The 12,622-nt window shown below is 68.3% G+C and carries 14 protein-coding genes; 8 read left to right on the plus strand and 6 right to left on the minus strand.

Going from position 1 to position 12,622, the window contains the following annotated elements:
- Positions 1-2: 2 nt before the first annotated feature.
- The gene (locus ACZYSP_RS00365; RefSeq protein ID WP_093074870.1) at positions 3-419 is read left to right on the plus strand and encodes an SRPBCC family protein; all 417 of its coding nucleotides are present in this window, start codon (positions 3-5) and stop codon (positions 417-419) included.
- On the opposite strand, the gene pobA is transcribed toward ACZYSP_RS00365, so the two are convergent.
- Entirely contained in the window at positions 416-1,597 is a 1,182-nt protein-coding gene (pobA, locus tag ACZYSP_RS00370; protein ID WP_093074867.1) for a 4-hydroxybenzoate 3-monooxygenase, read from the minus strand. The genes ACZYSP_RS00365 and pobA overlap by 4 nt on opposite strands.
- A 141-nt stretch (positions 1,598-1,738) precedes the next feature.
- On the opposite strand from pobA, the gene ACZYSP_RS00375 reads away from it, so the two are divergent.
- The 5 genes from ACZYSP_RS00375 to ACZYSP_RS00395 all read left to right on the plus strand — a co-directional run bounded on the left by ACZYSP_RS00375 (position 1,739) and on the right by ACZYSP_RS00395 (position 6,473).
- Positions 1,739-2,509, plus strand: coding sequence for an IclR family transcriptional regulator domain-containing protein (locus ACZYSP_RS00375; protein ID WP_093054457.1), 771 nt, complete (start codon positions 1,739-1,741; stop codon positions 2,507-2,509).
- A 51-nt stretch (positions 2,510-2,560) separates the two neighbouring features.
- Positions 2,561-3,220 (plus strand): response regulator, encoded by a 660-nt coding sequence (locus ACZYSP_RS00380; protein ID WP_093054459.1) that lies wholly within the window; start codon positions 2,561-2,563, stop codon positions 3,218-3,220.
- On the plus strand, positions 3,217-4,551 hold the full coding sequence (locus ACZYSP_RS00385; protein WP_354336019.1) for an ATP-binding protein: 1,335 nt from the start codon (positions 3,217-3,219) through the stop codon (positions 4,549-4,551). The genes ACZYSP_RS00380 and ACZYSP_RS00385 overlap by 4 nt, the downstream gene beginning before the upstream one ends.
- A 73-nt stretch (positions 4,552-4,624) precedes the next feature.
- Positions 4,625-6,112, plus strand: a complete 1,488-nt coding sequence (locus ACZYSP_RS00390; protein WP_093074861.1) for a DegQ family serine endoprotease — start codon at positions 4,625-4,627, stop codon at positions 6,110-6,112.
- Positions 6,113-6,131: 19 nt separating this feature from the next.
- Positions 6,132-6,473 carry a hypothetical protein gene (locus tag ACZYSP_RS00395; protein WP_093054465.1) on the plus strand — a complete coding sequence of 114 codons (342 nt, stop codon included), beginning with the start codon at positions 6,132-6,134 and terminating at the stop codon, positions 6,471-6,473.
- A 10-nt stretch (positions 6,474-6,483) separates the two neighbouring features.
- Here ACZYSP_RS00395 and ACZYSP_RS00400 read toward each other — a convergent pair whose 3' ends face one another.
- The 3 genes from ACZYSP_RS00400 to ACZYSP_RS00410 all read right to left on the minus strand — a co-directional run bounded on the left by ACZYSP_RS00400 (position 6,484) and on the right by ACZYSP_RS00410 (position 10,169).
- Positions 6,484-8,352, minus strand: a complete 1,869-nt coding sequence (locus ACZYSP_RS00400; RefSeq protein ID WP_354336022.1) for a sensor histidine kinase — start codon at positions 8,350-8,352, stop codon at positions 6,484-6,486.
- Position 8,353: 1 nt separating this feature from the next.
- A complete protein-coding gene (locus ACZYSP_RS00405; RefSeq protein WP_093074856.1) occupies positions 8,354-9,058 on the minus strand; it encodes a response regulator transcription factor in 705 nt (234 codons plus the stop codon).
- Between the two features lie 124 nt (positions 9,059-9,182).
- Positions 9,183-10,169 (minus strand): helix-turn-helix transcriptional regulator, encoded by a 987-nt coding sequence (locus tag ACZYSP_RS00410; protein ID WP_093074853.1) that lies wholly within the window; start codon positions 10,167-10,169, stop codon positions 9,183-9,185.
- An 87-nt stretch (positions 10,170-10,256) separates the two neighbouring features.
- Between ACZYSP_RS00410 and ACZYSP_RS00415 the strand changes: the two genes are divergently transcribed.
- A complete protein-coding gene (locus ACZYSP_RS00415; RefSeq protein WP_093054473.1) occupies positions 10,257-10,661 on the plus strand; it encodes a GFA family protein in 405 nt (134 codons plus the stop codon).
- 27 nt (positions 10,662-10,688) lie between these two features.
- On the opposite strand, the gene ACZYSP_RS00420 is transcribed toward ACZYSP_RS00415, so the two are convergent.
- Positions 10,689-11,594 carry a CsgG/HfaB family protein gene (locus tag ACZYSP_RS00420; protein ID WP_093054475.1) on the minus strand — a complete coding sequence of 302 codons (906 nt, stop codon included), beginning with the start codon at positions 11,592-11,594 and terminating at the stop codon, positions 10,689-10,691.
- Between the two features lie 227 nt (positions 11,595-11,821).
- On the opposite strand from ACZYSP_RS00420, the gene ACZYSP_RS00425 reads away from it, so the two are divergent.
- Positions 11,822-12,040: a hypothetical protein gene (locus ACZYSP_RS00425; protein ID WP_093074850.1), complete on the plus strand. Its 219-nt coding sequence runs from the start codon at positions 11,822-11,824 to the stop codon at positions 12,038-12,040.
- 27 nt (positions 12,041-12,067) lie between these two features.
- Here the strand turns inward: ACZYSP_RS00425 and ACZYSP_RS00430 are convergent, their stop codons facing one another.
- On the minus strand, positions 12,068-12,469 hold the full coding sequence (locus ACZYSP_RS00430; RefSeq protein ID WP_093074847.1) for a GreA/GreB family elongation factor: 402 nt from the start codon (positions 12,467-12,469) through the stop codon (positions 12,068-12,070).
- Positions 12,470-12,622 lie beyond the last annotated feature (153 nt).

A 12,622-nucleotide genomic window follows, 5' to 3' on the forward strand; every position in this document is an offset into this window, starting at 1 on the left:
CCATGGCCACGGTCTACAAGGAATTCATCGTCGAGGCGGATGCAGCCCATGTGTGGGACGCGCTGCGCGACTTCAGCGCGGTGCATACGCGGCTCGCGCCGGGCTTTCTCACCGGCTGCACCATCGACGCCGAGGGTGCCCGCATCCTCACCTTCGCCAACGGTCTTGTGGCGCGCGAGGTGCTGGTAGGCATCGACGACGCTCATCGCCGGTTGGCCTACATCGTCACCGGAGGGCAGGCCGCGCATCACCACGCAACGGCGCAGGTGTTCGAGGAAGGTGCGGGCCGTTCGCGCTTCGTCTGGATCACCGACGTGCTGCCCGACGCCATGGCGGCCTACATCGGGCCGATGATGGAGCAGGGCGGTGCGGCCATGAAGGCCACGCTCGAAGGGCGTACCGTTTCGGCGGCCGCCTAGAAATCTTCCAGCGGCAGGCCGACGTAGTTCTCCGCCAGCGCGGTGGAGGCAGCGGTCGAATGCACCAGGTAGTCGAGCTCGGCCTCCTGGATCTTCTGGCCGAAGGCGCCCGTTTCCGGAAATTGGTGCATCAGAGAGGTGAACCACCACGAGAAGCGCTCGGCCTTCCAGACGCGGCGCAGGCAGAGGTCGGAGTAGCGGTCCAGCGCCGAGGCCGACTTCTCGCTGTAGAAGATTTCGAAAGCGCGTGAGAGATAGCCCACGTCGGCAGTTGCCAGGTTCAGCCCCTTGGCGCCCGTCGGCGGCACGATGTGCGCTGCGTCACCCGCCAGGAACAGCGAACCGAAGCGCATCGGCTCGGCGACGAAGCTGCGCAGCGGTGCAATGCTTTTCTCGAGTGAAGGTCCCGTCACCAGCCGTTCGCGCGCTTCGGGGTCGAGGCGCGCGCGCAGTTCGTTCCAGAAGGCCTCGTCGCTCCAGTTCTCCACGCGCTCTTCGGTGGGCACCTGCACGTAGTAGCGGCTGCGCGTGGCGCTGCGCATGCTGCACAGCGCGAAGCCGCGTTCGGTGTTGGCGTAGATCAGCTCGTGCGACACCGGCGGCACGTCGGCCAGCACGCCGAGCCAGCCGAAGGGGTAGACCTTCTCGTAGGTGTGGATCGTATCGGCCGGCACGCTCGCGCGGCTCACGCCGTGGTAGCCGTCGCAGCCGGCGATGAAGTCGCATTCGATCTCGTGCGTCTGGCCGTCTTTCTCGTAGCGCACGCGCGGCTTGCCCGAATCGAAGTCGTGCAGGCTGACGTTCGCCGCGCTGTAGATGGTGGTGAGCCCCTCGGCCGTGCGCGCTTCCATCAGGTCGCGCGTCACCTCGGTCTGGCCGTACACCGTGACCTGCTTGCCGCCCGTAAGGCCGTGCATGTCGATGCGGTGGCGTGCCCCCTTGAACAGCAGCTCGATGCCCTCGTGCGGCAGCCCTTCGGCCTTGGCACGGGCGTCGACGCCGGCACGCGCCAGCAGGTCCATCGTGACCTGTTCCAGCACGCCGGCGCGGATGCGGCCCAGCACGTAGTCGCCGCTCTGGCGTTCGACGATGACGTTGTCGATGCCAGCCTTGTGCAGAAGCTGCCCGAGCAGTAGGCCGGCGGGGCCGGCGCCGATGATCGCGACCTGGGTGCGCATGTTCGTGTCTCCGAGAGGGTTTCGTGGAGCGTAGGCCGCATGCGGGCGTCTGTGGCGGTCGCTCGCGAGGCTCTGTGCGATCATGCGAACGCGTGCGCGATGATCGCGCAACACTTCGACCGGACGACGAACCACCGACGCATGACCATCGCCAAAGCCGACTTCATCGAGGGCATCGCCAAGGGAATGGCGGTGCTCGAAAGCTTCGATACCGAGCGCCAGCGCCTCAATGCCACGCTGGCCGCCGAGCGTGCGGGCCTCACGCGCGCAGCGGCCCGCCGGCATCTGCTGACGCTGGCTCACCTGGGCTACCTGGAAACCGACGGCAGCTATTTCTGGATGGCGCCGAAGGTGCTGCGCTTCTCGGGCAGCTATCTCGCATCGTCGCGCCTGCCGCGCGCGCTGCAGCCTACGCTGAACCGGCTCGCGGCGCAGACCGGCGAGTCGTTCTCGGCAGTGGTGCTCGACGGGGAAGAGGTGGTCATCGTCGCGCGCAGCGGCAGCTACGGCACGCCAACCCGCGTGCTGGCCTATGGCCTGCACCTCGGTGCGCGGCTGCCTGCGCATGCCACCTCCACCGGCCGCGTCCTGCTGGCGGCGCTGGCGCCGACCCAGTTCACGCAATGGCTCAAGGGCCGTCATCTTGCGCGGCTCACGCCCAACACGGTGACGCAGGCGCGCGGCCTGCGGCAGCTGATTGCCCGCGCGCGCAAGGACGACTATTGTTTTGCCAGCGAGGAGCACGAGCTCGGCGTGCAGGCGCTGGCGGTGCCGCTGCGCGACATGCAGGGCCACACGGTGGCCGCGCTCAATGTGGTGCTGTCGGGCACGCGCTATCAGGAAGAGACCCTGCAGCGGGACATGCTGCCGCTGCTCTTCGAGGCCGCACGCGAAGTCCGCTCGTTGCTCTGATCTGAACTTTGGCCGTGGCCCGCGCCTCGAACCCCCGAAACGGACACAACCATGCGACTCCTCCTTCTAGAAGACGACGTGATGATCGGCGAGGCTGTACTCGACCTGCTGCGCGCCGAACAGTACGCGGTGGACTGGGTAAAAGACGGCGAAGCCGCCGAATCGGCCCTGCGCACCCAGCAATACGACCTCGTGATGCTCGACCTCGGCGTGCCGCGGCGCGACGGCCTCGAGGTGCTGCGCAACTTGCGCGCACGCAAGCAGCGGATGCCGGTGCTGATCGCCACCGCGCGCGATTCGGTGCAGCAGCGCATCGAAGGCCTCGATGCAGGCGCCGACGACTACGTGCTCAAGCCCTACGACCTCGACGAACTGCTGGCCCGCATCCGCGCCTTGTTGCGCCGCGCGGCCGGGCGCGCCGAGCCGGTGTACGAGCACATGGGCGTGAGCATCAACCCCGCCACGCGCGAGGTCACCGTGGCCGGCCAGCCGGTGGTGCTATCGGCGCGTGAATGGGCCGTGCTGGAGCCCCTGCTCGCGCGGCCCGGCATGGTGCTGTCGCGTGCCCAGCTCGAGGAAAAGCTCTACAGCTGGAAGGACGAGATCAGCAGCAACGCGGTCGAGGTCTATGTGCACGGCCTGCGCAAGAAGCTCGGCGCCGAACTGATCCGCAACGTGCGAGGCGTCGGCTACATGGTGCCGAAGGTATGAGGAGGGCGCTGACCGGATCGCTGCGCGCACGGCTGCTGTGGTTCCTGCTGGCGGCCATCGTGCTCGCCGCGGGGGCGCAGGCGCTGGTGGCCTACCGCACCGTGCTCGCCGAGGCCGACGACATCTTCGACTACCACATGCAGCAGATGGCGCTTTCGTTGCGCGCAGGCCTACCGCCGAGTGCGGCGGTAGGCGGCATCGGCACCGGCGAACAGAATTTCGATTTCGTCGTGCAGGTGTGGACCGCCGAAGGCGTGCGCATCTTCGAATCCGCCGAAGAGGCCGCGCTGCCGCAGCTAGCGGTGCTCGGCTTTGCAGACGTGCACGCGCGCGGCACCACCTACCGCGTGTTCTCGATGCAGACGCGCGGGTTGGTGATCCAGGTGGCGCAGGACATGGCGGCGCGGCGCCACATGGCCGGCACGCTGGCCTTGCGCACCATCGCGCCGGTGGCGCTGATGGCGCCGCTGCTGATGCTGGTCGTGTGGTGGGTCGTGAGCCGGTCGCTTGCCCCCGTGGCGCGCGTGCGCAAGCAGGTAGCGTCGCGCCAGGCCGACGACCTGTCGCCGGTAAGCGAAGAGAACCTGCCCGAGGAAGTGCGTCCGCTGGTGCAGGAGCTGAACCTGCTGTTCGACCGCGTGCGCCACGCCTTCGATGCGCAGAAGCACTTCGTCGCCGATGCCGCGCACGAACTGCGCTCACCGCTGGCTGCTTTGAAGCTGCAGGTGCAAGGCCTGCAGCGCGCGCCTGACGATGCGTCGCGAGACCTCGCCGTGAGCCGGCTGGTGGCGGGCATCGACCGTGCCACGCGGCTGGTCGAGCAGATGCTCGCGCTGGCCCGGCACGAGGCCAGCATGGCGGCCGGTGCCAAGCCCGAGCCGGTCGATCTGTCCGAGGTTGCGCGGCTCGCGGTGTCCGATGCCGTGGCGGCAGCGCAGGCGCGTGGCATCGACATCGGCATTGCCCATGCCGATGCGGCCGTGGTCAACGGCCAGTCAGAGGCCTTGCGCATGCTGCTGCGCAACCTGCTCGAGAACGCGATCAAGTACACGCCCATCGAGGGCCGGGTCGACATCGGCATCACCCGCCAGGGCGACGCGGCCGAGCTCACCGTGGACGACAGCGGGCCGGGCCTGCCGCCCGACGAACGCGAGCGCGTGCTCGACCGTTTCTATCGCTCGGGCGAAACGCAGGCGCCCGGCAGCGGCCTGGGCCTGGCCATCGTCAAGTCGATTGCCGACCTGCATGGGGCAACGGTGGCGCTCGACCAGTCGCCCAGCCTCGGCGGCCTGCGCGTGCTGGTGCGCTTTCCCGCGGGCCGGGGCGTTTAAGCGGCGCTTAAGTCAGACCGACGACATTCCTTTCATCGTTTTGGCGCCCAAGCGCCCTGAAAGGAACCGACAAATGAACTCCCGTCTGACTTCGCCCCGCGCCCTGGTGATTGCACTGGCGAGCGCGGGCGTGATCGGTGCCGTTGGTGCCGGTGCCTACACCAGCGCCCGTGCCGTGGGCACGCCGACCACCAATGCCACCGCCGTGGCGCCCGCAGCCATGGTCACGCTGCCCGACTTCTCGACCATCACCTCGCGCGACGGCCCGGCCGTGGTCAACATCAGCGTGACCGGCACCATGAAGGCCTCCGACGACGAGGCAGCCGCCGAGATCCAGGGCATCGACCCCGATGACCCGATGTTCCAGTTCTTCCGCCGCTTCCAGGGCCAGATCAATCCGCGCGGCCAGCAACAGCAGCAGCGCGAAGTGCCGGTGCGCGCGCAGGGCTCGGGCTTCATCGTCGACCCCAGCGGCATCATCATCACCAATGCCCACGTCGTGAAGGACGCGAAGGAAGTCACCGTCAAGCTGACCGACCGCCGCGAATTCCGCGCGAAGGTGCTCGGCGCCGACGCCAAGACCGACATTGCGGTGCTCAAGATCGACGCGAAGAACCTGCCCGTGCTCGCCCTCGGCAACACCAAGGACCTGAAGGTCGGCGAATGGGTGCTGGCCATCGGCTCGCCCTTCGGCTTCGAGAACACCGTGACGGCCGGCGTGGTGAGCGCCAAGGGCCGCTCGCTGCCCGACGACAGCTACGTGCCCTTCATCCAGACCGACGTGGCCGTGAACCCCGGCAACTCCGGCGGGCCGCTGCTCAACACGCGTGGCGAAGTGGTCGGCATCAACTCGCAGATCTACAGCCGCAGCGGCGGCTACCAGGGCGTGTCGTTCGCCATTCCGATCGACGTGGCGATCCAGGTGAAAGACCAGATCGTCGCGACCGGCAAGGCCACGCACGGCCGGCTCGGCGTGGCGGTGCAGGAAGTGAACCAGGCCTTTGCCGATTCGTTCAAGCTCGACAAGCCCGAAGGCGCGCTGGTCTCGAACATCGAGAAGGGCGGCCCCGGCGACAAGGCGGGCCTGAAGGCGGGCGACGTGATCCGCAAGGTCGACGGCCAGGCCATCGTGTCCTCGGGCGACCTGCCCGCGGTGATCGGCCAGCAGGCGCCGGGCAAGAAGGTCACGCTCGAAGTGTGGCGCCAGGGCGAACGCCAGGAACTGCAGGCCAAGCTCGGCGATGCGAGCGAGAAGCCCGCCAAGGTCGCGAAGGCCGATGCCGACGTGGGGCAGGGCAAGCTGGGCCTGGCGCTGCGTCCGCTGCAGCCGCAGGAAAAGCGCGAGGCCGCTGTCGAGAACGGGCTGCTGATCGAAGACGCGGCCGGTCCCTCGGCGCAGGCCGGGGTGCAGGCGGGTGACGTGCTGCTGGCCATCAACGGCACGCCGGCGCAGAGCGTGGAGCAGGTGCGCGAAGTGGTGGCCAAGGCCAGCAACAAGTCGGTGGCACTCTTGATCCAGCGCGGCGAAGACAAGATCTTCGTGCCGGTTCGCATCGGCTGATCGAAGGGACGACGGCCCGATGAAGCCGCCAGGCAAGCTGCAGCTGGAAGTGATCCACGAACGCTCGCCGGCCGGCGGCCTCTCGGCGCACATCCTGCCCACGTCGGCCACCATGATCGGCGTGTGCATGACCGTGATGTCGATCGGGCACCTCGGGCCGCGCGACGACATGCGGCTGCTGATCGATCGCCTGCTGGCCGTCGACGCGCTGGTCTTTCTGGCCAGCGCGTTGCTGTCTTTCATCTCGATGCGCGCCCGCAGATCGGGTGCGCGGCTCGAAGCCTGGGGCGAGATGGTCTTCATCGCCGGCCTCGGCCTGCTGGCGCTGGGGGCGGTGACGCTGGCGTTCGCGCTGCGCTGAAAGAAGCTCCTCAGGCCCGTGCGCAGGGCCAGTCGAGCTGCATGCGCGCTCCCCCGGTTGCGGGGTCCACCGTTTCGATCTGCAGCCGCGCGCCGATGGACTGGGCTCGCGCATGCATGTTCGCGATGCCGTGTCCCCTGTGCCCACCACCGGGGGGCGCCGTCGGCAGGCCGCGTCCGTTGTCCGTGAGCACGATGCGCACCAGCGACGGAGTCTCGTCGCCATGCCAGCTCGCATGCATCACGATGCGCGTGGCCGCCGCGTGCTTCAGCACGTTGGTGAAGGCTTCGAGCAGGATGCGCTGCAGCTGCAGGGCCGCCCGCGCGGCGAAGGGCTCCAGCGGCGGAATGACTTCCACGTCCCACACCAGTTCGATGCCGGCTGCGTCGAGCCGCGGCTGCAGGCGGTAGCGCAGGGTGGCCAGCACGGTCGGCAGGTCGTCGTGCGTGGGCTGCAGCGAATCGACGGCCATGCGCATTTCGTCGAGCGCGAGCTTCACGTGCTCCTCGATCACGGCGCGGTCCGGCTTGGCCTGCGTCACCACGTTGAGCAGGCCCACCAGCTGCGAGCCCACGCCGTCGTGGATCTCCCGCATGATGCGCTGGCGCTCCAGCAGCACGGCCTGTTCCTGATTCTGCTGGCGCACGGTTTCGAAGGCGCTGCGCAACTGATCTTCGCGCTCCGCCACGCGGGCCGCGAGGTTGGTGTTGAGCGCGCGGTAGTCGGCCACGGTGCGGCTGTAGCGCTCGACCACGAGGCCGGCCAGGATCATCACGAAGAAGAACATCGCGTGCGCCGTCAGCGTGAAGTAGGCGCCGCCGAAGAGACCCATGCGCACCAGCAGCAGATCGTGCGCGCCGGCCAGGATGGCCAGCGTGCCCGCCGCCATCAGCACGCCCGCGATGCGCCGCCGATCCACCAGCGCGCCGTACACCACGTAAGGCAGGCAGACGATGCTGGTCAGCTGCAGGATGACCAGGCCGGTGGTCCACAACGAAGGCCGCGCAAAGGCGAAAGAGGCGCAGGCCAGCGTGACCGACAGCGCGAGCGCGGCGTGGATCGAGCGCACCAGCCACGGTGGATTGCGCTCGAGCACCAGCAGCACGAAGCGCGCGATCAGCCCGATGTGGCAGGCATAGCAGACCGCCACCACTGCGCCCCACAGCGGCCAGGGAATCGGCACGTCGGGCCACACGCGGTCGAGGTTGCGCGCCACGCCCGAGAGCGCGGCCAGCGCGAAGCAGCCGTAGAGCGCATCGCGCTGGCGCAGCCACAGGCCGCCGGCAATGCCGCCCATCAGCAGCAGGCTGACGGCATACACGATGGCCGAGGTGTTGCGCCAGCTTTGCCGGTCGCGATAGAGCGTCGCGAGCGAGGCCTCGGTGCCGTACTGGACGCTGGCCAGCCCCGCGCCGCGCTGGCGCTGGATGGTCGTGCGCACGACCAGCGACTGCGGCTGGCCCGTACGGTGCAGCACGGCCGGGACCGGAACCAGCAGGTTACTCTTGGTCGCGTCGTGCTTCGGCACGCCCAGCGTGCCGAAGCTGGCCACCAGCGCGTCGTTGAACGAGATCGTCACCTGGTTGCCCGCGCCCGACATCAGCAGGGCCGCGGGTTCATCGCCCGGCACCGCGGTGGCAGGCAGGTCGATGCGGTAGGTCGCCTTGCCCCCGAGGCCGGGAAACTCGTGGTCCCAGCGAAAGGGCAGCTGCACCCAGCGCCTCTGCGCCGGCAGGCCATCAGGTTCGAGCGTGGCCTCGGCCGAGCTTATGTCGATGGTGGAGCCGGGCGTCCCGGCGGCATGGGCGTGGACGCCCGCCAGCGCAAGCCACAGGCACAGCAGCGCCGCAAAGAGCTGGCGATGAATGCCGCCGGCCACACTAGGGAAGCCAACCGAGGTTGCGCGCCTCGAACACCGCTTCCGATTTGTTGTGCACATCCAGCTTGCCGTAGATATTGCGGATATGGGTTTGGACCGTCGACGCCGAGACTCCCATCTGCGTTCCGACTTCGACATAGGTGAAACCACGAGAGACCAGGTCGAGCACCTCGAACTCGCGCGGCGACAGGCGTTCGGGAGCGATCGCCGAAGCGCTCGGCGCGGTGCTGGCGGGCTTGGCGGCAGCGGGTTGCTGTTGCCGTGGCGCTCCGCCCGAATGAGCCTGCCAGCGCCGCAGCAGCTTGCGCGCGATCACCGGCGACATCGGCGAGCCGCCGGCGCGCAGGTGGCGGATGTGGGTGGCGAGGTCGGCCTCGGTGCCGTCCTTCAGCAGGTAGCCGCTGGCGCCGGCCTCGAAGGCCTGGACCATGTTGGCCTCGTCGCCGAAGATCGACAGCACCATCACCGCGCAGGCCGGCTGCATGTTGCGGCACTGGCTGATCACCTGCAGCCCGGGGCGGTCGGGCAGGCCGAGGTCGACCAGCAGCACGTCGATGGGGTTGTCGACCAGCCAGCCGAGGATGTCGGCGGCGTTGGAGGCGCTGTAGGCCAGGCTCAGCGACGGGTCGGCATCGACCACGCGCGAGATGCGCTCGCGCATGCCGGTGTCGTCTTCGACGAGGGCAACCTGTGTTTCTGCGGTCATGCTCGCGCCGGCCCGGGGAGGCTGTATGCGCTCATGCAGGACGTGGGGGCGAGGCGCATGGAGAAGGCTCTGGGTTGCTGCTGGATGGCGCAAAGAGTAGAGGGCGGCCCACGCGCCGCCCATCCTATATACGGGGGAGGCGGCCCACCGCTTTCCGTGGCTTGCGCGCAGCCTTGCCGAGCCGCTCGGCCACGAGCGCCAGGTGCTCGACCAGTTCCTTCGGCGACTCGACCTCGAAGTCATGCGGCAGGCAGCCAAGCCAGACGGCCAGCGCGTCGAGCGAATTGGCGCCGGTGGCGATGCGCGTAGAGCCTTCGTCGATGGCCTGCGGCGTGCCGCTGACCCAGCCGAGGTACGGCTCGAGCGCCTTGGCAGATGCATGCACCACGACCTGCGCATGGTGCAGGTAGGGCGACACCTGCAGCGCGTGTTCCATGTAGGCCGCGACGTCGCCGTGGGGCAGTCGGCGCGGTGTGAATCGCGCGCCGGTGGGCGTGGGTTCGACGATGCGGTCGAGGCGGAAGGTGCGCCAGTCCTGCCGCGCCGTGTCCCAGGCCAGCAGGTACCAGCGCTGCCCGGTCTGCACCACGCGGTGCGGCTCCACCGTGCGTTCGGTGACGGCGTCATGGTGGTCGCGGTAGCCGAAGCGCAGTTCGAGCCGGTCGGTGCAGGCCTCGGCAAGAAAGGACACGGCCTTCAGGCGCACCGGCGACTTGCCGCGTAGCACCGGCACCACCGACGCGCGCACGCTGTCGAGCCGGCGGCGCAGGCGCGGCGGCATCAACTGTTCGAGCTTGGCCAGCGCGCGCATCGAGGCGTTCTCGATGTCGCCCGCGGCGCCGACCGGGTTGCCCAGGCCGAGCGCGACGGCGATGGCTTCTTCGTCCTCCAGCAGCAGCGGGGGAAGGGCAGTGCCCGCGCCCAGCCGGTAGCCGCCTGCCACGCCGGAAGTGGAATCGACCGTGTAGCCGAGGCTGCGCAGGCGGTCCACGTCGCGGCGCAAGGTGCGCTCGGTGATTTCGAGTCGGGCGGCGAGTTCGGCGCCCGTCCAGGAGCGTTGTGCCTGGAACAACGAAAGAAGCCGGATCAGGCGTGCGGAGGCAGACAGCATGTGCGCATGATGCCCGCGATCGAGGACAGTATCTGTCCGCAATGGGTCGTAGCCTTGGCTTTCATCTCAACCCCGGGACACAGACCCATGAAGAAGACATACAACGGCAGCTGCCATTGCGGCAAGGTTCGCTTCCAGGCCCTGATCGATCTCGCCGAGGGCACGGGCAAATGCAATTGCTCGATCTGCACCAAGGCCCGCGCATGGGGCGCGATCGTGAAGCCGGAGGCCTTCACGCTGCTGTCGGGAGAAGAAGACTTGTCGCTGTACCAGTTCAACACGCACAGCACCGAGCACCTGTTCTGCAGGCACTGCGGCATCCGGTCGTTCGGGCGCGGCAATGTGCCCGAGATCGGTGGTGCCTACGTCAGCGTGAACGTGAGCTGCCTGGACGACGTCACGCCGCAAGAGCTGTCGGCGGCACCCGTCCGGTACATGGACGGGCGCAACAACAACTGGTTCGAGCCGCCGGCCGAAACGCGCTACCTCTGAACGAGGCGGGCCGGCCGGCGATGTGCGCTACTGCGCCTGCTTGCTGCTGCGGCGCTGCTGCTTTGCTGCTCCCGGCGCCGAGGTTTGCGAGGGCGCCGCACCTCCGTCCACGCCCAGGCGGCCACCACCGCCGAGGCCCTGGCCGCGCACCGTCTGCGCCTTGTAATTGCGCAGCGAGCGGACCATCTGGTTGAACGCGTCCATGAAGGCCGCGGCAATCACCTTGCCCTGCGGCGTGCGCGTGTAGCCGCCAATGCCGCCCGCGGCGGAAAGGCCGCCCAGGCCCGCAAAGCCCGCGAAGTCGGTCTTGGAGGCGCTGCCTTCGGCGGCTGCAACCTGCACGCCCGAGCGGTTGTCGATCAGGGTCAGCAGCGCGCTGGCTTCCTTGGTCTGCATGCTCGCGCCCAGTTGGGCGATGGCGCGGCCGCGGCCGCCACCTACCAGGCCGCCGAGCGCGCCACCCAGGCCGCCGGCGTCGCTGTTGCTGAAGACGATCTCGGGCGACAGGCCGTAGTCGGAAGCCACCATCTGGCCGCGACCGAAGTTGCTGCCGCCGCGCATCTCGCCCGACTGCATCAGCGCGCGCTCGCGCGTCATGGCGTTCATGCCGGCTGCACCACGCTCGACCACCACGAAGCAGTTCGATTGCTGCACCAGCAGGCGCAGCAGGTTGGCAGTGGGAGGCAGCTTGTATTCGCCGGTGAGGATGGTGTACCAGCCCGCATTCACGTTCTCGATCAGCGAGACCGTGCCGAGTGGCGAATCGCAGCGCTCGAGCTGGCTGCTTTCGCCGGAGGTTGCGCTGCCTGCGGCGCTGCCGGTGGCCACGGTCTTGGCCGACTGGCTGCCCATTTGCATGTCCATGGTCTGGCAGCCTGAAAGGGCCAGCAGGCCCGCGAGTGCACTTGCGAGAGAGAGTTTGGAAAAAGCCATGTCCGATCTGTCAGGTGAAAAGAATGAGATGCCCGGTGCGGACGTCGCTTGATCAAGACCGAAGATGGAATTGCCATGGCCTGTACGACCTCCCGATTCGACGCGCCGCTGGCGACCGCGCGAACATACATTCCACGTGTCCGGTGCACCAGTGCCGAAAGTCATGGGCATGCGGGCGTGGCCCACCCGGCAGCTACAGTCGGGCCTTCACTCCGAGGAGCTTTCAGATGGCAACCAGGAAGAACGTCGTTGGAGAAGCGGCAGCGGAACTGACCCGCCAGCAGGTGCAGCAAGCCCTGGCCATCGCAGGGGCCTCGAACTTCGCCGGAGCCGCCGACCCGGCTTTCGTCGGCTCCATCCTCGTGGCCCTGGCCGTCAACACGAGCGCCGTGAGCGCGACCATCGACAGCGCAAAGGACCGCACCAGCGTCGTCATGAAGCACTGATCGACCGACCTGGAGGCACGGGCATCGTCAACGCGTGTATTCGCCGTTGGCCTCGGGCTGGAACAGCACAGCGACCACGCGCGCCGCGCCTTCCGCGCCGTTGGGCATCTGCCAGCGTGCGAGCGTGCCCGTTCTCACGCCCAGCAGGCCGATGCCTACGGGCGACAGCACCGAGACGAAGCCCTCACCCGGCTGCGCGTCGCCGGGGTAGCAGAGGGTGATCTTCTGCCGCTGGTGCGTGGCAGGGTCTTCCACCTCCACCTGGGAATTCATCGTCACGATGTCCGGAGGTACCTCGCGCGAGGGCAGCACATCCGCTGCGTCGAGAAGCTCGGTGAGCGCGGGCGGAAGCTGCTGGTCCTGCAGTTTGCCGAGACGGACGAAGTCGAGTTCGGTGAGCGTGCGCTCCCCGTGAATGGTTGCAAGCATGAAGCACTCCAGTTGAATGCGACTTCGCCCTGTGCAGGAGAGTGGGCGAAGTCGCTGCCGCGCGGCGGGTGCCCGGCGGTCAATGGTTCGCGCATCAGGAAGGAAGGTAGCGGACCGCCGGGCTCAGGAAAGTGCGGAGGTGTGTCGCAAGAC

Source organism: Variovorax sp. F042 (assembly GCF_057814215.1).

Bases quoted from the DNA above. Each gene is read 5' to 3' on its own strand.
- ACZYSP_RS00375 (WP_093054457.1), top strand. From the start codon at position 1,739: ATGACCATCGCCAAAGCCGACTTCATCGAGGGCATCGCCAAGGGAATG.
- ACZYSP_RS00410 (WP_093074853.1), bottom strand. From the start codon at position 10,169: ATGCTGTCTGCCTCCGCACGCCTGATCCGGCTTCTTTCGTTGTTCCAG.
- ACZYSP_RS00415 (WP_093054473.1), top strand. From the start codon at position 10,257: ATGAAGAAGACATACAACGGCAGCTGCCATTGCGGCAAGGTTCGCTTC.
- ACZYSP_RS00365 (WP_093074870.1), top strand. From the start codon at position 3: ATGGCCACGGTCTACAAGGAATTCATCGTCGAGGCGGATGCAGCCCAT.
- ACZYSP_RS00380 (WP_093054459.1), top strand. From the start codon at position 2,561: ATGCGACTCCTCCTTCTAGAAGACGACGTGATGATCGGCGAGGCTGTA.
- ACZYSP_RS00420 (WP_093054475.1), bottom strand. From the start codon at position 11,594: ATGGCTTTTTCCAAACTCTCTCTCGCAAGTGCACTCGCGGGCCTGCTG.
- ACZYSP_RS00385 (WP_354336019.1), top strand. From the start codon at position 3,217: ATGAGGAGGGCGCTGACCGGATCGCTGCGCGCACGGCTGCTGTGGTTC.
- ACZYSP_RS00395 (WP_093054465.1), top strand. From the start codon at position 6,132: ATGAAGCCGCCAGGCAAGCTGCAGCTGGAAGTGATCCACGAACGCTCG.
- ACZYSP_RS00430 (WP_093074847.1), bottom strand. From the start codon at position 12,469: ATGCTTGCAACCATTCACGGGGAGCGCACGCTCACCGAACTCGACTTC.
- ACZYSP_RS00425 (WP_093074850.1), top strand. From the start codon at position 11,822: ATGGCAACCAGGAAGAACGTCGTTGGAGAAGCGGCAGCGGAACTGACC.
- ACZYSP_RS00390 (WP_093074861.1), top strand. From the start codon at position 4,625: ATGAACTCCCGTCTGACTTCGCCCCGCGCCCTGGTGATTGCACTGGCG.
- ACZYSP_RS00405 (WP_093074856.1), bottom strand. From the start codon at position 9,058: ATGACCGCAGAAACACAGGTTGCCCTCGTCGAAGACGACACCGGCATG.
- pobA (WP_093074867.1), bottom strand. From the start codon at position 1,597: ATGCGCACCCAGGTCGCGATCATCGGCGCCGGCCCCGCCGGCCTACTG.